19 protein-coding genes, 1 tRNA gene and 1 other RNA gene are annotated in these 18,606 nt (G+C 68.2%); 10 read left to right on the forward strand and 11 right to left on the reverse strand.

Annotated elements, in window-relative coordinates; genetic code table 11:
- Positions 1-7 precede the first annotated feature (7 nt).
- Positions 8-1,891: a DNA polymerase III subunits gamma/tau gene (locus AU072_RS23835; RefSeq protein WP_064416137.1), complete on the reverse strand. Its 1,884-nt coding sequence runs from the start codon at positions 1,889-1,891 to the stop codon at positions 8-10.
- 179 nt (positions 1,892-2,070) lie between these two features.
- Between AU072_RS23835 and AU072_RS23840 the strand changes: the two genes are divergently transcribed.
- Positions 2,071-2,940, forward strand: coding sequence for a type IV toxin-antitoxin system AbiEi family antitoxin (locus tag AU072_RS23840; RefSeq protein ID WP_064416032.1), 870 nt, complete (start codon positions 2,071-2,073; stop codon positions 2,938-2,940).
- A gap of 61 nt (positions 2,941-3,001) precedes the next feature.
- Here the strand turns inward: AU072_RS23840 and AU072_RS23845 are convergent, their stop codons facing one another.
- A complete protein-coding gene (locus tag AU072_RS23845; protein ID WP_064416033.1) occupies positions 3,002-4,282 on the reverse strand; it encodes an aspartate aminotransferase type Ic in 1,281 nt (426 codons plus the stop codon).
- Positions 4,283-4,312: 30 nt separating this feature from the next.
- Positions 4,313-4,407, reverse strand: an RNA gene (gene ffs, locus AU072_RS27795) — signal recognition particle sRNA small type.
- Between the two features lie 68 nt (positions 4,408-4,475).
- Between ffs and AU072_RS23850 the strand changes: the two genes are divergently transcribed.
- The 3 genes from AU072_RS23850 to AU072_RS23860 all read left to right on the forward strand — a co-directional run bounded on the left by AU072_RS23850 (position 4,476) and on the right by AU072_RS23860 (position 6,527).
- Positions 4,476-4,561: transfer RNA gene (locus AU072_RS23850), tRNA-Ser, on the forward strand.
- 86 nt (positions 4,562-4,647) lie between these two features.
- Positions 4,648-5,481 carry a lipid uptake coordinator LucA gene (locus AU072_RS23855; protein WP_064416034.1) on the forward strand — a complete coding sequence of 278 codons (834 nt, stop codon included), beginning with the start codon at positions 4,648-4,650 and terminating at the stop codon, positions 5,479-5,481.
- Between the two features lie 29 nt (positions 5,482-5,510).
- Positions 5,511-6,527 carry a S1C family serine protease gene (locus AU072_RS23860; protein ID WP_064416035.1) on the forward strand — a complete coding sequence of 339 codons (1,017 nt, stop codon included), beginning with the start codon at positions 5,511-5,513 and terminating at the stop codon, positions 6,525-6,527.
- Here AU072_RS23860 and AU072_RS23865 read toward each other — a convergent pair.
- Positions 6,524-7,180, reverse strand: a complete 657-nt coding sequence (locus tag AU072_RS23865; RefSeq protein WP_064416036.1) for a TetR/AcrR family transcriptional regulator C-terminal domain-containing protein — start codon at positions 7,178-7,180, stop codon at positions 6,524-6,526. The two genes, AU072_RS23860 and AU072_RS23865, sit on opposite strands and share 4 nt — an antisense overlap.
- An 88-nt stretch (positions 7,181-7,268) precedes the next feature.
- Between AU072_RS23865 and AU072_RS23870 the strand changes: the two genes are divergently transcribed.
- Positions 7,269-8,336, forward strand: coding sequence for an NAD(P)H-dependent amine dehydrogenase family protein (locus AU072_RS23870; RefSeq protein WP_064416138.1), 1,068 nt, complete (start codon positions 7,269-7,271; stop codon positions 8,334-8,336).
- Between the two features lie 4 nt (positions 8,337-8,340).
- On the opposite strand, the gene AU072_RS23875 is transcribed toward AU072_RS23870, so the two are convergent.
- From AU072_RS23875 to AU072_RS23890, 4 genes are all read right to left on the reverse strand, one after another.
- Complete coding sequence (locus AU072_RS23875) at positions 8,341-8,796, reverse strand: hypothetical protein (RefSeq protein ID WP_064416037.1); 456 nt, start codon at positions 8,794-8,796, stop codon at positions 8,341-8,343.
- A 62-nt stretch (positions 8,797-8,858) separates the two neighbouring features.
- The gene (locus tag AU072_RS23880; protein ID WP_067388704.1) at positions 8,859-9,617 is read right to left on the reverse strand and encodes a superoxide dismutase family protein; all 759 of its coding nucleotides are present in this window, start codon (positions 9,615-9,617) and stop codon (positions 8,859-8,861) included.
- Between the two features lie 42 nt (positions 9,618-9,659).
- A complete protein-coding gene (gene ligD, locus AU072_RS23885; protein ID WP_064416038.1) occupies positions 9,660-10,709 on the reverse strand; it encodes a non-homologous end-joining DNA ligase in 1,050 nt (349 codons plus the stop codon).
- A gap of 1 nt (position 10,710) precedes the next feature.
- Positions 10,711-11,763, reverse strand: coding sequence for an ATP-dependent DNA ligase (locus tag AU072_RS23890; RefSeq protein WP_064416039.1), 1,053 nt, complete (start codon positions 11,761-11,763; stop codon positions 10,711-10,713).
- 105 nt (positions 11,764-11,868) lie between these two features.
- On the opposite strand from AU072_RS23890, the gene AU072_RS23895 reads away from it, so the two are divergent.
- The gene (locus AU072_RS23895) at positions 11,869-12,933 is read left to right on the forward strand and encodes an ATP-dependent DNA ligase (RefSeq protein ID WP_064416040.1); all 1,065 of its coding nucleotides are present in this window, start codon (positions 11,869-11,871) and stop codon (positions 12,931-12,933) included.
- 58 nt (positions 12,934-12,991) lie between these two features.
- The gene (locus AU072_RS23900; protein ID WP_064416041.1) at positions 12,992-13,417 is read left to right on the forward strand and encodes a hypothetical protein; all 426 of its coding nucleotides are present in this window, start codon (positions 12,992-12,994) and stop codon (positions 13,415-13,417) included.
- An 11-nt stretch (positions 13,418-13,428) separates the two neighbouring features.
- On the opposite strand, the gene AU072_RS23905 is transcribed toward AU072_RS23900, so the two are convergent.
- The 3 genes from AU072_RS23905 to AU072_RS23915 are packed head-to-tail and all read right to left on the reverse strand — an operon-like array spanning position 13,429 to position 16,339.
- Entirely contained in the window at positions 13,429-13,935 is a 507-nt protein-coding gene (locus AU072_RS23905; RefSeq protein ID WP_064416042.1) for a DUF3830 family protein, read from the reverse strand.
- Positions 13,932-15,335 (reverse strand): amidase, encoded by a 1,404-nt coding sequence (locus AU072_RS23910; protein ID WP_064416043.1) that lies wholly within the window; start codon positions 15,333-15,335, stop codon positions 13,932-13,934. The genes AU072_RS23905 and AU072_RS23910 overlap by 4 nt, the downstream gene beginning before the upstream one ends.
- Positions 15,332-16,339: a D-2-hydroxyacid dehydrogenase gene (locus tag AU072_RS23915; protein WP_064416140.1), complete on the reverse strand. Its 1,008-nt coding sequence runs from the start codon at positions 16,337-16,339 to the stop codon at positions 15,332-15,334. Before AU072_RS23915 ends, AU072_RS23910 begins: the two co-directional genes overlap by 4 nt.
- Before the next feature lie 98 nt (positions 16,340-16,437).
- On the opposite strand from AU072_RS23915, the gene AU072_RS23920 reads away from it, so the two are divergent.
- Genes AU072_RS23920 through AU072_RS23930 form a run of 3 tightly spaced genes read left to right on the forward strand, consistent with a single transcriptional unit; the run spans position 16,438 to position 18,605 of the window.
- Positions 16,438-17,175, forward strand: a complete 738-nt coding sequence (locus tag AU072_RS23920; protein ID WP_064416044.1) for a maleate cis-trans isomerase family protein — start codon at positions 16,438-16,440, stop codon at positions 17,173-17,175.
- 54 nt (positions 17,176-17,229) lie between these two features.
- Positions 17,230-17,949 carry a maleate cis-trans isomerase family protein gene (locus tag AU072_RS23925; protein WP_174523803.1) on the forward strand — a complete coding sequence of 240 codons (720 nt, stop codon included), beginning with the start codon at positions 17,230-17,232 and terminating at the stop codon, positions 17,947-17,949.
- A complete protein-coding gene (locus tag AU072_RS23930; RefSeq protein ID WP_064416142.1) occupies positions 17,946-18,605 on the forward strand; it encodes a GntR family transcriptional regulator in 660 nt (219 codons plus the stop codon). Before AU072_RS23925 ends, AU072_RS23930 begins: the two co-directional genes overlap by 4 nt.
- Position 18,606 lies beyond the last annotated feature (1 nt).

Raw genomic sequence — 18,606 nt, forward strand, 5'->3', positions numbered from 1 at the left:
CGCAGCCTCAGCCGTCGATACGCCGGGCACCCAACTCGTTCTGCAGTAGCTCGAGCGCGGCTTCCTCCGGATCGCGGCGCGGCGTGTCCGAGGTGTCGCTGCCGGCTTCGGCCAGCATCGCCTCCTCGTCGTCGTCGTGCGGGGGCGGGGGCGGTCCGGCCGGAACCGGCTCCTTCGGCGGCGGCGGTGCCGCGGCCGGACCCGCCTCGCAGCGGATCTTCCAGTTCACCCCGAGGGCGTCCTTCAACGCTTCGCGGATGACGTCGGCGTTGCGCTGTTCGGTCAACCGCTTGGCCAGCGGCGCCGAGTCGTGGCTGAGCACCAGTGTGTCGCCCTCGACCGCGCGCACGATCGCACCCGACAACATCACCTCGGTGGTGCGGCTGCGCTCGCGCACCTTGTCCCGCACCGTCGACCACATGCTGCGCACGGCCGCGGCGTTCGGCTCACCCGTCACCGCGGCAGGGGGCGGCGCCTCGACCACCGGATCGGACGGCGGTCGCACCGGGGGCGGCGACGGCGGTTTGCTCTCGGTTGCTGTTGGCGTGGGCTGGGGCTCTGGCTTCGGATCGGGCTGGGGCTCTGGCTTCGGATCGGGCTGGGGTTGGGACCGCGGCTCGCTGCGCGGCGGCGCGGGCGCCGGCTCGGCCGCCGGCGTTTCGGTCTTACTCCTGCGGGCGTACTGCTTCGGCGGCCCGCTCACCTGAGGTGCTGCGCCCTCACCGGCCGGAATCGACATGTCCAGGCGCGTCTCGATGCGCTCGATCCGTTGCAGCAGAGCCGCTTCCGTGTCGCTGGCCGATGGCAGCAGCAGCCGCGCGCACACCACTTCCAGCAGCAGCCGGGGCGCCGTGGCGCCACGCATCTCGCCGAGTCCGGCGTGCACCACCTCGGCGTAGCGGGTCAGCGTCGCGGTGCCGATGCGCGTGGCCTGCTCGCGCATCCGATCGAGCACGTCCTCGGGCCCGTCGACGACGCCGCGCGCCGCGGCATCGGGCACCGACTGCAGGATGATGAGGTCGCGGAACCGCTCCAACAGGTCGGTGGCGAACCGGCGCGGGTCGTGACCGGCGTCGATCACCGCCTCGACCACCCCGAAGAGCGCGGCGCCGTCGCCGGCGGCCAGCGCGTCGATCGCGTCGTCGATGAGCGCCACATCCGTCGCACCCAGCAGTGCCAGCGCCCGCGTGTAGTTGACGTGGTTGCCCTCGGCGCCGGCGAGCAACTGGTCGAGCACCGACAGGGTGTCGCGGGGCGACCCGCCGCCGGCGCGGATCACCAGCGGGTACACCGCGTCGTCGACGGTGACGTTCTCCTGCTCGCAGATGCCCTCCAGCAGCGTGCGCATGGTGCGCGGCGCCAGCAGCCGGAACGGGTAGTGGTGGGTGCGCGAGCGGATGGTCGGCAGCACCTTCTCCGGTTCGGTGGTCGCGAACACGAAGATCAGGTGTTCGGGCGGTTCCTCGACGATCTTCAGCAGCGCGTTGAACCCTGCCGTGGTGACCATGTGCGCTTCGTCGACGATGAAGATCCGGTACCGCGACTGCGCAGGGGCGTAGAACGCGCGGTCACGCAACTCGCGGGTGTCGTCCACACCGCCGTGGCTGGCGGCGTCGAGTTCGACGACGTCGACGCTGCCGGGCCCGTTCGGCGCAAGCGCCACGCAGGAATCGCACACTCCGCACGGCGTGGCCGTCGGGCCCTGCGCACAGTTCAGCGACCGCGCCAGGATGCGTGCCGACGAGGTCTTGCCACACCCGCGCGGACCGGAGAACAGGTACGCGTGGTTGATCCGGCCCGACGTCAGCGCCGTCGACAGGGGCTCGGTGACATGTTCCTGGCCGACGACTTCGGCGAAGGTCGCGGGCCGGTACTTGCGGTAGAGCGCCACGGTCAGCAGGCTACCGGCGCGGTGTGACGGCTCGGCGGGCCACCACTGTGTCGCCGGGTTGTGCATCCGACGACGGTTTGGCCACTCTGAGCGTCGTCAGGTTCACAAACGGTGGCGACCCTGTGGATGACTCGCGACCCCGGCCGTGATCCGTCGGTCCACGCGTGCACCGTACGAGCATGACCGAACTGCCGTGGCCGTTCGTCGGGAGCGAAGCGTTGTCGACCGGCGCGATCTCTGAGCGCGCGATGCGCCGCCTGTACGCCCCGATCTATCCGGGCGTCTACGTCCCACGCGACGCCACGGTATCGGCGCGCGATCGCGCGCAGGGAGCCTGGCTGTGGTCGAAGCGGCGCGGAATCGTCGCGGGCCTGTCGGCAGCGGCGGTACTGGGCGCCAAGTACATCGACGGGTCGGAGCCCGCTGAACTCATCCACGACAACCGCAGGGCGCCAACCAAACTCGTCGTCCGGACAGAACGCGTACTACCGAGCGAACTCCTGACCATGACCGCGATGCGTGTGACGACTCCGGCACGCACGGCGTTCGACCTCGGTCGCCATCTCGAAGACCGGACCGTCGCGGTGCAGCGTCTCGACGCTCTGGCCAACGCCACCGGGCTCAAACACGTCGACGTGGAGGCGGTGATCGCCGCGCATGCGGGCGCCCGCGGCATTCCTCGGCTCAGGCGCGTGCTTCCGCTGATGGACGCCGGTGCGGAATCCCCGCAGGAGACGGTGGCCCGGCTGGCGTTGATCGACGCGGGGCTTCCGGCGCCGCAGACGCAGGTTCGCGTATTCGACGAGTACAGGCAGTTCCTCGCCCGGCTCGATATGGCGTATGAGGACTTCAAGGTCGGTATCGAATACGACGGCCCACAACACTGGACCGATCCAAGCGTGAGGCAGCGCGACATCGACAAGCAGTTCGCCTTGACCGAACTCGACTGGGTGATCATCCGGGTTAGCAGAGACCTGCTGCGCTACCGGCGCGCCACCTATGTGGCGAGGGTCGAAAGCGCGTTGCGCGCTCGCGGGCTTCGATTGTGAATCTGACGACGCTTTTCCGCGAAAATCGTCGTCAGATGCACAAACGGGAGCCGGAAGCCGACTAAGAGCCCTTCAGCAGCGACTCGGTCGCCGAGAGCAGTGCGCAGGTGGCCAGACCGTCGATCGCGGCCCGCAGCTCGGGCTCGGGGGGCATCGTCGGGGCGATGCGGATGTTCTTGTCTTCCGGGTCTTTTCGATACGGAAACGTCGCGCCCGCTTCCGTCACCGCGATGCCCGCATCCTTGGCGAGCGCCACGGTGCGCTTGGCCGTGCCGGGCAGGACGTCAAGGCTGATGAAGTATCCGCCCTTGGGTTCGGTCCACGACGCGATCTTCGAATCGCCGAGCCGCTCGGAAAGAATCTCCAACACCGCGGCGAACTTAGGTGCGAGCAGCTGCTGGTGACGCTGCATCTGCAGACGCACGCCGTCGGCGTCGCGGAAGAAGCGCAGATGGCGCAGCTGGTTGACCTTGTCCGGGCCAATCGACTTCTTGCCCGCGTGCTGCAGGTACCAGGTGATGTTGCCCAGCGAGGCGCCCAGGAAGCTGACCCCGGCGCCGGCGAAGGTGATCTTCGACGTGGACGCGAAAACCAGGGGGCGGTTGCCGTTGCCCGCGGCCTCGGCCAACCCGAGCACGTCGACGTTGCGGACGAAGTCGTGGGTCAAGGTGTGCACCGCGTAGGCGTTGTCCCACATCAACCGGAAATCGTTTGCCGCCGTTCGCATCTGAACCAGCCGGCGCACCGTCTCCCAGGAGAACGTGACGCCGGTCGGGTTGGAGTACACCGGCACGCACCACATCCCCTTGATGGCGGGATCGGTGGCCACGAGTTCCTCGATGAGGTCGACGTCGGGACCGTCCTCGAGCATCGGCACGGTGATCATCTCGATGCCCAGGCTCTCGGTGATCGCGAAATGCCGGTCGTAGCCGGGGGCCGGACACAGGAACTTCAGTGCGGGCTCGTGAGCCCACGGCCGCGCCGAGTCGGGGCCGCCGTGCAGCATCGAGAACACGACGACGTCGTGCATCAACTCGAGGCTGGCGTTGTTGCCCGCGATCAGGTTCTGCACCGGGATGCCGAGCAGTTCCCCGAAGATCGCGCGCAGTTCGGGCAGCCCGTGCACGCCGCCGTAGTTGCGGACGTCGGTGCCGTCGCCGTCACGGAAGTCGTCGGGACCGGGCAATTGGAGCAGCTTGTTGGACAGGTCCAGCTGCGCCGCGGACGGCTTACCGCGGGTCAGGTCGAGCTTGAGCCCCTTGGCCTGCAGTTCGGCGTAGTTGCGCTTCTGCTGCTCATGTTCTGCGGCGAGTTCGTCCCGGCCGAGCGACAGAAATGACACCGAACGCCTTTCGACTGAAGATGCGGGAAATGAAGGGGACCCCGCGCACCCGCCAGAGCCCATTGACCCTTGCTGCCTTCCGGCCCTGGGGGAGTTCACAGGATGGACGCCGCGCGGGGTCCACGGCGAGTCTAATACCCGAGCCGGTTGCATCCGGATCGGCTCTGGTCTGAGGTCGGCTACCATGGCCCGCGGAGGATTCGCCTAGTGGCCTATGGCGCTCGCCTGGAACGCGGGTTGGGTTAATAGCCCTCGCGGGTTCAAATCCCGCATCCTCCGCACTCGGCCCGGGGTGCGGCTTGTCGGCACGTTCCGACGGCCAGGCTCGGTCGCACCCCGGGGCCAAACAATCGTCTAGGAGGAGAATGAGCCGCACTGTCGCGGTGACCTGGCACGCGTCGTTCAGCGTCGTGGCCGGTGTTCTGTACTTCTTCTTCGTCCTGCCCCGCTCCTATGAGCTCTCCGGCGACATTCCGCACACCTTCGGCACGGTGATGCGCATCGTGTGCGGCGCGTTGATCGGGCTGGCCGCGCTGCCGGTGGTGTTCACCCTCCTGCGGACTCGACGCCCGGAATTCGGAACGCCCCAGATGGCGCTGCGGCTGCGGGCCGTGTCGATTGCGCTGCACGTGCTGGCCGGCGTGTTGATCGTCGGCGCGGCCGTCAGCGAGATCTGGTTGTCGCTCGATACCGCGGGCAGGTGGCTGTTCGGTGTCTACGGCGCCGCAGCAGCGATCGCACTGCTCGGCGTTTTCGCGTTCTACCTCGCTTCGGTGGCCGAGATGCCACCACCGCCTCCCAAGCCGCTGAAGGTCAAGGAGCCCAAGCAGCGCCGCGGTCGCCGCGGGGGCGCGAAAGCCGAGGACGAGACCGAGGACCAGGCCGAAGACACCGACGAGGTTGTCGACGAGACCGAGGATGCCGCAGCGGCCGACGAGACCGACGAGTCCGGCGACGAGGCCGAGGTGGCCGACGAGTCCGGCGACGAGGCCGACGCCGAGACGGACAAGGATGCCGGCGCCACCGAAGAGGCCGAGGTCAAGGCGGACGCCGACGAATCCGGGACCGATACCGAGGAATCTGCGGCCGAGGCCACCGAAGAAGCCGAGAGCGGCGAGGGCAAACTGCGTAATCGCAGACCCGAACCGGCACGTCGCCGCCGTCGGCGCTTGCGTGGCGGCGTCGCGCTAGACGATTAGTCGTCCCCGGCATCGGGCAATATGGGCCTATGGGCAAATTCCCCTTCCGGCGTCCAATCACGACGCTGCTGATCGCACTGGCCATGGCGTTCGCCGTGGTGGCGCCGGTGTTTCCGGCCGCGGCGGCCCCCGGCGACCCTGTCGCGGCCGCCGCTCAGGTCGAACCCGCCGTCGTCCGGATCGACACCGAGATCGACTATCAAGGCGCATACGGAAACGGCGCCGGATTCGTGATCGATCCCAACGGCCTGGTTCTGACCAATTTCCACGTGGTATCCGGTGCGGATCGGATCACCGCGAGCGTCGGAGGCCGGTCGTATCCGGCTGAGCTGGTCGGCTACAACCGCAAGCGCGACATCGCGGTGCTGCAGCTGATCGGCGGGACCAACCTGCCGGTCGCACCGCTCGGTGACTCCGCGCTCCTGGCGCCCGGTGAACCCGTCGTCGCGCTCGGCAACGCCAACGGGACGAACGGACCGTTGACGCGCGAGGTCGGCACCATCACCGCGTTCGGCCGGACGGTGAACGCCGAGGACTCGCTGACCGGCAGCAAGGACGAACTCGCCGGGCTCATCGAGTTCGCCGCGCCGGTCGTCGCGGGTGACTCCGGCGGCCCGGTGGTCAACGGCGCCGGTCAGGTCGTCGGCATCACCACCGCGGCTTCGGTGAACTTCCGCTTCGGTCCGGGCGGTGAGGGCTTCGCGATCCCGATCAACGACGCGTTGCCGATCGCCAACCAGATCCGGTCCCGCATGGCGTCGGCCGATGTGCACATCGGTCCTCCGGTACTGCTCGGTGTCGGGGTGCGCTCGGCGCAACGCGGCCCCGGTGTCCAGATCGCCGATGTGCTGCGCGGCGGGCCGGCCGACCGGGCGGGACTGGCTCCCGGCGACGTGCTCGTCGTGCTCGACGGCACGCCTCTGGATTCTGCGACGACGCTGACCTACGTGCTGGACCGCCACTATCCCGGCGACGTGGTCGACCTGACGTGGGTCGATCGCGGCGGGCTGGAACGGACCGCCAAGGCCACCCTGACGCCGCTCTAACGACCGAGAAGTCGTTCCAGGCCGGCGATGAGCACATCGAGTTCGAAGTCGAACTGGTGCTCGGCGTCGTGGCGCTGAGATTCGGCCGAGGCGAGCACGGCCCGCAGCGCCGGATAGGTGTCCTCGGGTTCCCACTCCAGGGCCGCCGACGTCTCGGCTCGGTGCCGGTGCATCCCCGACGGCGTCTGCGCGGCGCTGCTGTGGGCGGCCGACTGCGCGATGTTGGATGCCGCGGTCAACCCGTACCGGGCGGTGTCCGGTGCAAAGCCGGCCGTGAGCAGTGCGTCGAGCACTCGGTCGGCAAGCGCCAACGCGGCGGCCGCGCCCAGGCCTCGTAGTCGGGTGAAATCGGTGGCGGCGCCGACCTGGGTCAACCCATTGCGGAACGCGACGGTGTAGGCGCGCAGGACCGCCCGCCAGTCGTCGCCGTCGGGCAATTCGACGCTGGTGAGTTCGCGTTCGAACAGGTCGGTCACCACCAGCGTCAGCAGGCCCTCCCGGTCGCCGACGTAGTAGTGCAGGGCCTTGCGACTGACCCCGAGCGCATCGGCGACCGCCTGCATCGTCAGGTCCGCGCTCGCCACGTCCCTGGCCGCCGCGACAATCTGCTCGCGGCTGATCCGGGGTGGGCGACCCCTGGTTCGGCCGCTCATCACGGTCAGACTAGGGCCTCGCGGGATTATTTTTCGCCGCGCGGCAAAAACGGCCACGCGGAGCGCCGGCCTTTCCTATGCTGTGCGGGTGCCAAACACTCCCTATCGCGTCGTGCAGTGGACCACCGGCAATGTCGGCAAGAGTTCAGTCCAGGCGATCGCCACGAATCCGAACTACGAACTCGTCGGCCTCTATGCGTGGTCGCAGGACAAGGCGGGCCGGGACGCCGGAGAACTCGCCGGCATCGCACCTCTCGGCGTGAAGGCCACCAACGACGTCGACGCCCTGCTCGCCTTGAAGCCCGACGTCGTGGTCTACAACCCGATGTGGATCGACGTCGACGAACTGGTCCGCATCCTCGAAGCCGGCGTCAACGTGGTGTCGTCGGCCTCGTTCATCACCGGACACAACCTTGGCGATGACCGGGTCAAGCTCGAAGAGGCGTGCAAGCGCGGCGGGTCGACGCTGTTCGGGTCCGGGATCAGCCCGGGCTTCGCCGAACTGCTCGCCATCGTGGCCGCCACGGGCTGCGACCGGGTCGACAAGATCACCATCGCCGAATCCGCCGACACCACGCTCTACGACTCCCCCGACACCGAGCGGCCCGTCGGCTTCGGCACCGCGATCGATGATCCGAACCTGGCGCCGATGGCCTCGAAAGGCACCGCGGTGTTCGCCGAGGCGGTGCGGCTGGTCGCCGACTCGATTGGCGTCGAGCTCGACGAGATCAAGTGTGTGTCCGAATATGCCCAGACCACAGAGGATCTCGTGATGGCGTCGTGGACGATCCCGGCCGGCCACGTCGCGGGCGTGTACGCCAGTTGGCAGGGGATCGTCGACGGCAAGACGGTGGTCGACATCAACGTCCGGTGGAAGAAGGGCACCACGCTCGACCCGGACTGGCAGATGGACGCCGAGGGCTGGAAGATCACGATCGACGGCCGGCCGACGGTGAACATGCAGGTTGGTTTCCTGCCCCCGCCGGACATGATCGAGAACGCCAAGTCGATCGAAGACTTCTTCGTGCTCGGCCACATCATGACCGCCATGCCCCCGATCCATGCGATCCCCGCGGTGGTGGCAGCACCACCCGGCATCGCCACCTACAACGACCTGCCGCTGCCGCAGGCGCGCGGCGTCGGGCCCCGGCGGTAACGGCTCAGCCGGTCACCTGCAGGACGTTCGCCTTGAGTTGGGCGGACGGCGGTCCTTCCAGGACGACGTCCTGCAGAATCTGCGCCTGGCCGTTCTCCACGGTGAACTCGCCCTTCTGCGGCGCGTTACCGCCGACCACTTCGTAGACCACGGTGAACGGCGTCTTCGGGAGCGGATGCATGCCAATGTATTTCGGCTCGATCGAATACTTGTAGAAGCATCCGGGCGCTTCGGGTGCGCAGTGCTGGTCGGTGACGGCGACGTTGATCGTGAACTCGAACGGCGTCGGGACCTTCGGCGGCGGCGCCTGCGTCGCACGCTGCGCTGAGGCGGCCTCGGTCTGCTTGGCCTGCTTGACCGACCCGAGGACCATCACGGCTGCCACTCCGACACCGCTGCCCACGAGCGCGAACAGTGCCAGGCCGGCCAGCCATCTACGAACGGTCGTCGAAAGGCGCATGCCAACAGCAGACCCGGTTCACCGCCCGATCGGCGACATTTCGGCGTGCTGAGCGAGTCGTGTCAGCCGCCCGGCGGCGGAGCCACCGTGGTGGTGGGTGTCGGCGGGGACGTCTCGGTGACGGTGACGGTGTCCGTCTCGGTCGGCGGGGTCGTGGTGGCCGGCGACTCGGCCGGCGGCGTGGTGGTGGCCGGTGTTTCCGTGACCGTGGTGGTCGGCGGGGGAGGCGCCACCGCGGTCGTGGTGACGACGGTCGTCTGCGTCTCGACGGAGGTGGTGCCCGCGGTTCCCGGGCTGAGGACACCGCACGCGATCCGCCGATCGGCCGCGGCCGGGTCCTCCATGATCGCGCTCTCGTGCAGCACGATCGAGGACCCTTGCGGCGTCGTGAGCTGCTCCTCGGTGAAGGCGTCGCTGGTCGCGACCAGCTTGCCCGCGCCGTTGGACCGCACGAGCAGGGGCGGCAGATCGCCGCTGGCGGGCATGCCCGTGTGGCCGGGCGCCTGGAAGTGCTCGCCGGCGGATGCGAAGCCGTCGCCGGCCTCGCAGAGGCCGATCTGATGGATGTGCATGCTGTGGAAACCGGGCGACAGGATGCCGTCCTCGACGGTTTCGACGGTCACCGTGGCGTAGCCGCCGGAGAAGTCGATGGTGGCATCGGCGACGTGTCTGCCGTCGACCGTGTTGATCTGGGTGGTCAGGCCCTGTGCGGCGGGCGTGGTGGTCGTCGTGGTGGTGGTGGCCGAGTCGTCGGACGCTTGATTGGCACAGCCGACCGCGACCGCGAGCACACCCAAGGCAACACTGGCTTGTTTGATCATGAACTCCCCGTACCCGTGTGACGCGCCACACAAACCGCTCACTCAGTTGTTGACCGGGTTGCCGTCCTCGTCCCAGTTCGCGGCCACCTTCTTGCTCGGTTGCACGCGCGGTGGTTCCCCGGGCATCTTCGGATAGCTCGGCGGATACGGCAGATCGCCGAGCCCGCGCTCCTCGTCGGCCTTGACCATGTCCAGCAGCTTGTTGATCGACTGCGGCGTGCGGTCGATGTCGGCCCACGGATCGGGCCGTCCCGCAAGGAAATCGGGCACGGACGTGATCGTGTAGTCGTCGGGGTCGGCGGTGCGAAGCTCGTCCCAGGTCAACGGCGTGGAGACGGTGGCGATGGGGGTCTTGCGCGCCGAGTACGCGGAAGCGAAGGTCCGGTCCCTCGCATTCTGGTTGTAGTCGATGAAGATGCGCTCACCCCTCTCCTCCTTCCACCATGACGTGGTGACCGCGTCGGGCGCCCGGCGTTCGACCTCGCGGGCCAGCGCGATGCCCGCGCGACGCACGTCGATGAAGTCCCAGTCGGTCTTGATCCGGAGGAAGACGTGCACACCGCGCCCGCCCGATGTCTTCGGATAACCGATCAGGCCCAATTCGTCGAGCAGCGGTTTGAGCACGTCGACCGCCACCGAGCTGGCATCGGCGAAACCCGTTCCCGGTTGCGGGTCCAGGTCGATGCGCAGTTCGTCGGGATGCTCGGTGTCGGGACATCTGACCTGCCACGGGTGCAGGGTGATCGTGCCCATCTGGGCCGCCCATGCGATCGCCGACGGGTGGGTGACCTTCAGTGCGTCGGCGGTGCGACCCGATGGAAAGGTGACGGTGCACGTTTCGAGGTAGTCGGGATGCTTCTGCGGTACCCGCTTCTGGTAGATCTCCTCGCCCTCGATGCCGTCGGGGAATCGTTGGAGGTGCACCGGCCGGTCACGCAGCAGCGCCACCATCGGTTCGGCGACGGACAGGTAGTAGTCGAAGAGCTTGCCCTTGGTGCCGTTGCGGCCGAGCTTCGGGAAGTACACCTTGTCGCGGTTGGTCAGCCGCACCTTCGTGCCGTCGACGTCGACTTCCTCTGCGGCTTTTCCCATCTCAGGACTCCAGTACGTCGTAGAGGTCGTAGTTGAGCGGAACGTCGAGCTGGTCGAAGGTACAGCTGCGCGGGTCGCGGTCGGGCCGCCAGCGCCGGAACTTCACCGCATGCCGGAAGCGTTGGGCGGCACCGCCGTTGCCCTCCATCTGGTCGTAGGCGACTTCGCAGACTTTCTCCGGCCGGATGGGGACCCACCGCTTGTCGGCGGCCGAGTTCCAGCGGCTGGGATCGCCGTCGCGCATCTCGTCGCCTTCACGAAGCGGCTCCAGCTCGGCCAGCAGCTTGATCCGGTCCTTGGCCGTGAAAGACGCTGCGCCACCGACCATCTGCAGCTCCCCGTCGTCGCGGTAGAGGCCCAGCAGGATGGAGCCGATACCCTCGCCGCTCTTGTGGATGCGATAACCCATCGCCACACAATCGGCGTCACGGGCGTGTTTGACCTTGACCATCTCCCGCTTTCCCGGCAGGTACGGGCCGTCGAGGCGCTTGGCGATCACGCCGTCGAGGCCGGCGCCTTCGAACTCCTCGAGCCACCGCACGCCGAGCTCGGGGTCTTCGGTGGTGCGGGTGACGTGACACCACTGCTTTTCGTTCACCGCATCCAGGAGTGCTTGGCGACGGACCCGGAAGGGTTGCTTGAGCAACGAGTCGTCGCCGGCTGCCAGCGCGTCGAAGCCGATGAAGTGGGCGGGTGTCTGCTCGGACAGCATCTTGATGCGGCTGGCGGCAGGGTGGATGCGCTGGCTCAGCGACTCCCAGTCCAGGCGGGTGCGGCCGCCGAACTCGCGGGGGACGACGATCTCGCCGTCCAGAACGCACCGGGGTGCCAGCTCGTCGCGGACGGCCTCGACGACGTCGGGGAAATACCGGCCGAGGTCCTTACCGCTGCGGGAGAGCAGAACCACCTTGTCGCCGTCGCGAAAGACCAGGGCGCGGAAACCGTCCCATTTCGGCTCGTACGACCACACCCCGGCCTCGGGCGGGACCTTCGCCTGGGCCTTGGCCAGCATCGGTTCGAGCGGCGGCAGCACAGGCAGGTCCACCTGGCCCATTATTGCCTCCACGGCACTGCAGACCGCTGGATTGCCTTCATGCCCATGTAGACCGCCCACACTCGGCAATGTCATCGCCGGGTCATGGCCTGCGACAATGGCCCAATGCAGCTGCCAGTGATGCCGCCGGTGTCGCCGATGCTGGCGAAATCGGTGGTGTCGATTCCGCCGGACGCGTCCTACGAACCGAAGTGGGACGGCTTCCGGTCGATCTGCTTCCGCGACGGCGACGAGGTCGAACTCGGCAGCCGCAACGAGCGACCGATGACCCGCTACTTCCCGGAACTGGTGGAAGCCGCGAAGGCCGAACTTCCCGCACGCTGCGTCATCGACGGCGAGATCATCGTCGCCTCCGATCGCGGACTCGACTTCGAAGCGCTCCAGCAACGCATCCACCCCGCCGACACCCGGGTCCGGATGCTGGCCGAGAAGACGCCCGCGTCCTTCATCGCGTTCGACCTGCTCGCGCTCGACGACATCGATTACACGCAAGAGCCTTTCGACGAACGCCGCGCCGCACTCGTCGACGCGCTGTCCGCCGCGGGTCCCAAATTTCACGTCACACCCGTGACGACGGACCTGGCGACAGCGCAGCGCTGGTTCGACGAGTTCGAAGGCGCCGGCCTCGACGGCGTCATCGCCAAACCCCTCGATCTGACCTACCAGCCCGACAAGCGCGTGATGTTCAAGATCAAACATCAACGCACCGCGGACTGCGTCGTCGCCGGCTACCGCCTCCACAAGTCCGGTGAAGACGCCATCGGGTCGTTGCTTCTCGGGCTGTACCAGGACGACGGCACGTTGGCTTCCGTCGGCGTGATCGGCGCCTTCCCGATGGCCCGCCGCCGCGAACTCTTCGTCGAATTGCAGCCGCTGGTAACCACGTTCGACAACCATCCGTGGAACTGGGCCGCGAACGCCGATCCCGATGTGGTGCGCCGCTACGGCGGCGGATCGCGCTGGAACGCCGGCAAGGACCTCTCGTTCGTACCGTTGCGGCCCGAGCGGGTGGTCGAGGTGCGCTACGACCACATGGAAGGTTCGCGGTTCCGCCACACCGCGCAGTTCAACCGCTGGCGCCCCGACCGCGACCCCCGGTCGTGCACGTTCGACCAACTCGAGCAGCCGGTCACGTTCAAGCTGGGTGACATCGTTCCTGGGCTCGGGTGACCGGAGAACTTTCGCCAACTCGGCGACGCCCGGGCGCTTCACGTGTGATGCTGCCCCCATGGCGATCACACGGGCGACGGCGACGGCGGTGCTGCTCATCGGTGCCGCCATCGGATCGGCGGGCCCCGCGTGGGCGGACGGTCGGCTCGATGGCGAGTACCATCTGATCAACGGCGCAACCACGAACACGTGGTCGATCACCACGCAGTGCAACGCCGAAGGTTACTGTGGCGGAACGATTTCCAGTTCGACCGGGTTGATCGCGCAGATCAGCAGGCAGGCCGACGGCCCTTGGCTCGTCGAGCGTCACGATATCTTCAACGGACGTCCGTGTGCCGACGGCAGCACCGGGCCGGCCGACGTGACGTACGAGTTCGATCCGGCGACCTTGGCGGGTATCCTTCGCTACACCTGGAAACCAGGGACATGCAACGATCCCAATCCCGGTCAGACCGAACAACCGATAAGCCTGCAGCCGCTGTAGCCGCTGGTGCGTCAATCCTGCGTCGCGCGTTGAAAACTCAGGGTTTCACCGCGCACGCCACCCATCCACAGGTCCTGGCAGGCCTCGGCCATCTCCTCGAGCCCTTCGATGACCGCGCCGAACACGTTGCCCGGAACCCAGCCCTGGTCACCGTTGATCAGCAGGTTGTTACGCCCGTAGAACAACGCCAGGTCGACGATGGCTCCGGTGGTCCCGGTGCCGGTGGTGTTCTCGTAGCCGTAGGCGGGGTTGCCCAGTTGATCGGAGTCGAAGGAGAACCAGCACAGATCACCCGGGATCGGCGTCACCGTGGTGTTCTCCCTGCCGGGGTCTTTCGCCGCGAATTCCGGTAGCAGCGTGTAGATCTCGTTGCGGGCGTACTTGCCGTGGAACACCTGTGAGGAAAGTGGCAGCGCGTCCCACACCGCCGCGCAGGTGCGAGGCGCCGCATCGTCGAGCATGCGGGCAACGCAGCTGACGCCGCGCTTGTCGAGGGACACGGTGATCAGCCTGCTCATCGAACTCCTTGTGTTGTCAACGCCGGTGTGCGCCGGTGCCAGTCGGTGGCCATTTCGTGGGCACGGCCCACCCGCAACACCAACGCATCGGCGTGCCGGGGGCCGACGATCTGCAGCCCGATCGGCAGGCCCGCCGCGGTGAATCCGCACGGCACGCTCAACGCGGGCTGCTGAGTCATGTTGAACGGGTACGTGTATGGCGTCCAACTCGCCCAGTAATGCGACCGCCAGCCATCGGGTACGTCGCGACCGACGCTGAACGCCGGTAGCGGAAGCGTCGGGGTGACCAAAACGTCGTAGGTTTCATGGAACCGGCCCATCGCCTGCCCCAGGTGCATGCGCACGGCCGTCGCGTCGAGGTAGTCCGACGCGGAGAACGACGCCCCCACCGCAGCGATCCGGCGCAACCCCGCGTCGACCCGGTCGTCGACCGCTTCGCCGTAGGCCTCCAACACCTTTGCCGCACCCGCGAACCACAGGACGTGGAAGGCCTCGATCGGATCGGCGAACCCGGGGTCGACCTCCTCGACCCTGGCACCCGCATCGGACAGCACCGTCACCGCGGCGCGCACGGCCGCATCGACCTCCGGATCGTTGCGCACGTAGCCCAGCCTCGGGGAGAACGCCACCCGCAGGCCGGCGATGCCGTCGTCAAGTCCGGTCAGAAACGACGCACGGGGTGTGGGCATCGCCGACCAGTCCCGGGCATCGAAACCGGTGATCACGTCCATCAGCGCGGCGGTGTCGACGACGGTTCTCGTCATCGGGCCGGGGTGAGCCAGGGTGCCGAACGGGCTCGGTGGATAGTGCGGTATCAGCCCGTAGGTGGGCTTGAGCGCGACCGTTCCGGTGAACCCCGCCGGGATCCGCACCGATCCCCCCGCGTCGGTGCCCACCGACCACACGCCCATGCCCAGGCCGACCGCCGCGGCGCTGCCGCCGCTCGAGCCGCCCGCGGTCTTGGTGGGGTCCCAGGGATTTCCAGTCACACCGAAGCGCGGTGAATCGGTGACGCCTTTCCACGAGTACTCCGGTGTCGTGGTCTTGCCGAGCAGTACGGCTCCGGTCTCGCGAAGCCGCGCCGTACAGGGCGCATCCTCGTCCCACGGCCCGGGCTCGTCGATCAGCCAACTGCCCCGCAGCGTCGGCCATCCCTTCGTCCACAGCGCGTCCTTGATCGATGTCGGCACCCCGTCTCCGGGCCCGAGCGGCTGCCCGGCGTGCCAGCGTGCCTCCGAAGCCCGCGCCGCGGCCAGCGCCCCCTGGGGGTCGACGAGCACGTAGGCGTTGACCGCACCGTTGTAGGCGTCGATCGCGGCCAGCGCCTCCTGGGTGGCCTCGACCGGGGAGATGGTCTTGTCGCGGTAGCCCCGGACCAGTTCGGCGGCGGTCGGGATCATCGCGAGGCCCCCGGAATGTAGCCGAGCTCTTTGTCCACCACGTTCACCAACGGCTCCCCCGCCAGCCAGCGCCGCGCGTTGTCGGCGAACTGCTCGGTCAGCGTCTCGCGCCACCCCACGACGTCGCCGGCCATGTGCGCGGTGATCGTCACGTTGGGAGCGTCCCACAGCGGATGGTCCGGCGGCAGCGGTTCGGTGTCGAAGACGTCCAGCGTCGCACCGCCAATCCGGTTGTCGCGCAACGCCGCAAGCAACGCTGACTCGTCGACAAGCGGTCCGCGCCCGATGTTGACCAGATGTGCGTCGGGCTTCATCGCCGACAGCACCGAGGCGTCCACCAGGCCGCGCGTCGAGTTCGTCAGCGGCGCAGCGAGCACCAGGTGGTCGCACCAGCCGACCTCATCGGCCAGGTCGGCGCTGGCGACCACGTCGCCGAAGTCGGGGTCGTCCGCTCTGGCCACCCGACCCGCCCCGCGCACCTGCATGCCCACCACCCGCAGCAGTCGCGCGATCTCCAGGCCGATGCTGCCGGTGCCGACGACGAGCGCACGGGCACCGGCGATGGCTCGAGTCTCGCGGTGTTGCCACCGATGCTCGCGTTGCAGGGCGAAGCTGGTGCGGCCGTCCTTGGCGTGGGCGAGCACCGCGCCCAGCACGTACTCGGCGATCGGGCGGTCGAACACGCCGCGGGCATTGGTCACCACCACGTCGGAGTCGCGGAGTTCGTCGAAGAGCAGGGTGTCGACGCCGGCCGCGGTGACGTGGATCCATTCGAGTCCCGTGGCTTCGCTCCATACGTCGCGCACCGCGGTCGAGAAGAAGTCCCACAGCAACAGCGCGCGGGCACCGCGGACGGCCGACGCGAGGTCCTCGGCGGTGCAGTAGCGGAAGTCGACGTCGAGCCCGTCGAGACCCGATGGGCGGTCGGCGGGCTGCTTGCACAGGACGGCGACGACCGGCCGCGCGGAATCGCCTCTGACCTGCGACGACGTATCAATCTGCACGCTCTCGCGGGGGCCTGGCACGTCCCGAGGCTAGGGACACGCCGTAGGATTGTCAACAATCTGTTGCCGGTTTGGTCATCTGGCCTCACACTGTGCAAATGAGGATCGGGGAATTGGCGCCGCCCCCACCATTGCAGCAGGTAGGCATAGGCGTCGTCACACCATATGACTTCGCGCTCGACCGGGAACTGTGGCGTTGGGTGCCCGACGACGTCAGCCTGTACGTGACCCGGCTCAGATATGCCCCCTTGCCGGTGACCGTCGACATGGCGGTGCACATATCCGACCCCGAACACGTGATCGCCGGCGCGGCGAACGTGCTGGCCGTCTCTCCGATCGTCACCGCGTACGCGTGCACGGCGGGCAGCTTCGTCAAGGGCATGGCCGGGGAGGCCGCGCTGGTCGCGGCGATGCGGGCGGCCGGGGCCCCGGCTGCCGTGACCACCAGCGGCTCGATGCTCGAGGCGCTGCGACACCTCGGCGTCGGACGCGTGGCAACCGTCACCCCCTACACCTCGGACCTGACGATCGGCCTGACGAGCTACCTCATGGAGGCCGGCATCGAAGTCGCGGCCACCTCGGGACTGGGGCTGACGTCGCAGATCTGGTCGGTGCCGTACTCGCGGACCGCCGAGCTGGTCCGCGCCACCGACGTCGAGGATGCCGAGGCCATCGTCATCAGTTGTACGAACCTGCCCACCTACGACCTGATCGCCGAACTCGAGGCCGAGCTGCAAAAGCCGGTGGTCTCGGCCAACCAGGTGACCATGTGGGCGGCGCTGCGGGTGGCCGGGCGCAAAGCGGTGGGACCGGGACAACGCCTGTTCGAGGCGTAGTCGCCGACGGGCCGGTTGTTAGCATTGTCGACAATCTGCGATCGAAGGGGCGCCATGGCGACCGTAGGACTGCTCTATCCGGGGCACAGCGCCGAGGACGACTTCCCCGCGCTCGAGGGCAGGATCGACGGTGAGCTGCGTCTGCCCGTGGTCATCACATCGGTCGGGGAGGACGCGCACCGGGTCGACGCGCTGCTGGATCTCGGTGGCCACGAACGACTGGCCGACGGTGTGCGCCGGCTCGCCGAGGCGCGCCCGCAGGCGGTGATGTGGGCGTGCACGTCGGGAAGCTTCGTGTTCGGTCCCGAGGGTGCGCGCCAACAGGCCGCGAAAGTCGCTGCGGCTGCGGGGGTTCCGGCGTCATCGACCTCGATTGCGTTCGTCGACGCGCTGCGCCACCTCGGCATCCGGCGCGTCGCCGTGGCCGCGTCGTACCCGCACGACGTCGCCGAGCACTTCGTGCGGTTCCTGGCCGCCGACGACATCGAGGTGGTGGCGATGGGCAGCCACGGCATCATCACCGCCGCAGAAGTCGGGACGCTGGAGCCGCAGCGGGTGGAGCAGATGGTCACCGCCGCCGATCACCCGGACGCGGAAGCGGTCCTGGTTCCCGACACCGCGATGCACACCCTGGCGATCATCGACCGCCTCGAAGCCGCGGTCGGCAAACCGGTGCTGACCGCCAACCAGGTGACGGTGTGGAAGGGCCTGCAACTCGCCGGAACCGTGCCCGCGCTCGCGGGCCTGGGCCGGCTGTTCGAGGAGTGCCGGTGACCGGGTTCCTCGCGCCGGTGGAGCAGGAGTCCACGCCGAGCATCGTCGCCGACAAGCTCCGGCAGGCGATCGCGCACGGTGAGCTGGCCCCGGGCACCCAGCTGATCGAGGCCGACCTGGCCCGCAAACTGGGTGTCAGCCGCGGACCACTGCGCGAGGGGATGCAGCGGCTGACCCAGGAGGGTCTGCTGATCGCGATCCGCAACCGCGGGGTGTTCGTGATCGACATGACGCCCGAGGTGGCCTCCGACATGTACCTCGCGCGCGAGGCCATCGAACGCGCCGCTACCCGACGGATCCTGCAGGGCGACTACGTGACCGCGGGCGACGAGCTGCTGGCGATCGTCGAGGAGATGGCCGCGGCCACCGACGTCGAGGAAGGCAGCGAGGCCGACATCCGGTTCCACGAACTCCTTGTCGAACTCGCGGGCAGCGAGCGGCTGTCGCGGATGCACCAGACGTATCTCGTGGAGACGCGGATGTGTGTGCACGCGCTGGCCGACACCTACGACAACCCCAACGATCGGGTCGTCGAACACCATGCGTTGGCCAGCGCCATCAGGGCCGGTGATGTGCAGCTGTCGGACAAGCTGCTGATCGCTCATATGGAGGACGCGGTCGACCGGCTGGTCGAGCGGGTGTCGCGCGGCGCCTGAA

The sequence above is a fragment of the Mycolicibacterium novocastrense genome (genome assembly GCF_001499835.1).
Taxonomy (GTDB): Bacteria; Actinomycetota; Actinomycetes; order Mycobacteriales; family Mycobacteriaceae; genus Mycobacterium; species Mycobacterium novocastrense.

Bases quoted from the DNA above. Each gene is read 5' to 3' on its own strand.
- AU072_RS23925 (WP_174523803.1), top strand. From the start codon at position 17,230: ATGGCGACCGTAGGACTGCTCTATCCGGGGCACAGCGCCGAGGACGAC.
- AU072_RS23855 (WP_064416034.1), top strand. From the start codon at position 4,648: ATGAGCCGCACTGTCGCGGTGACCTGGCACGCGTCGTTCAGCGTCGTG.
- AU072_RS23875 (WP_064416037.1), bottom strand. From the start codon at position 8,796: ATGCGCCTTTCGACGACCGTTCGTAGATGGCTGGCCGGCCTGGCACTG.
- AU072_RS23865 (WP_064416036.1), bottom strand. From the start codon at position 7,180: ATGAGCGGCCGAACCAGGGGTCGCCCACCCCGGATCAGCCGCGAGCAG.
- AU072_RS23905 (WP_064416042.1), bottom strand. From the start codon at position 13,935: ATGAGCAGGCTGATCACCGTGTCCCTCGACAAGCGCGGCGTCAGCTGC.
- AU072_RS23900 (WP_064416041.1), top strand. From the start codon at position 12,992: ATGGCGATCACACGGGCGACGGCGACGGCGGTGCTGCTCATCGGTGCC.
- ligD (WP_064416038.1), bottom strand. From the start codon at position 10,709: ATGGGAAAAGCCGCAGAGGAAGTCGACGTCGACGGCACGAAGGTGCGG.
- AU072_RS23920 (WP_064416044.1), top strand. From the start codon at position 16,438: ATGAGGATCGGGGAATTGGCGCCGCCCCCACCATTGCAGCAGGTAGGC.
- AU072_RS23860 (WP_064416035.1), top strand. From the start codon at position 5,511: ATGGGCAAATTCCCCTTCCGGCGTCCAATCACGACGCTGCTGATCGCA.
- AU072_RS23895 (WP_064416040.1), top strand. From the start codon at position 11,869: ATGCAGCTGCCAGTGATGCCGCCGGTGTCGCCGATGCTGGCGAAATCG.
- AU072_RS23890 (WP_064416039.1), bottom strand. From the start codon at position 11,763: ATGGGCCAGGTGGACCTGCCTGTGCTGCCGCCGCTCGAACCGATGCTG.
- AU072_RS23840 (WP_064416032.1), top strand. From the start codon at position 2,071: ATGACCGAACTGCCGTGGCCGTTCGTCGGGAGCGAAGCGTTGTCGACC.
- AU072_RS23880 (WP_067388704.1), bottom strand. From the start codon at position 9,617: ATGATCAAACAAGCCAGTGTTGCCTTGGGTGTGCTCGCGGTCGCGGTC.
- AU072_RS23910 (WP_064416043.1), bottom strand. From the start codon at position 15,335: ATGATCCCGACCGCCGCCGAACTGGTCCGGGGCTACCGCGACAAGACC.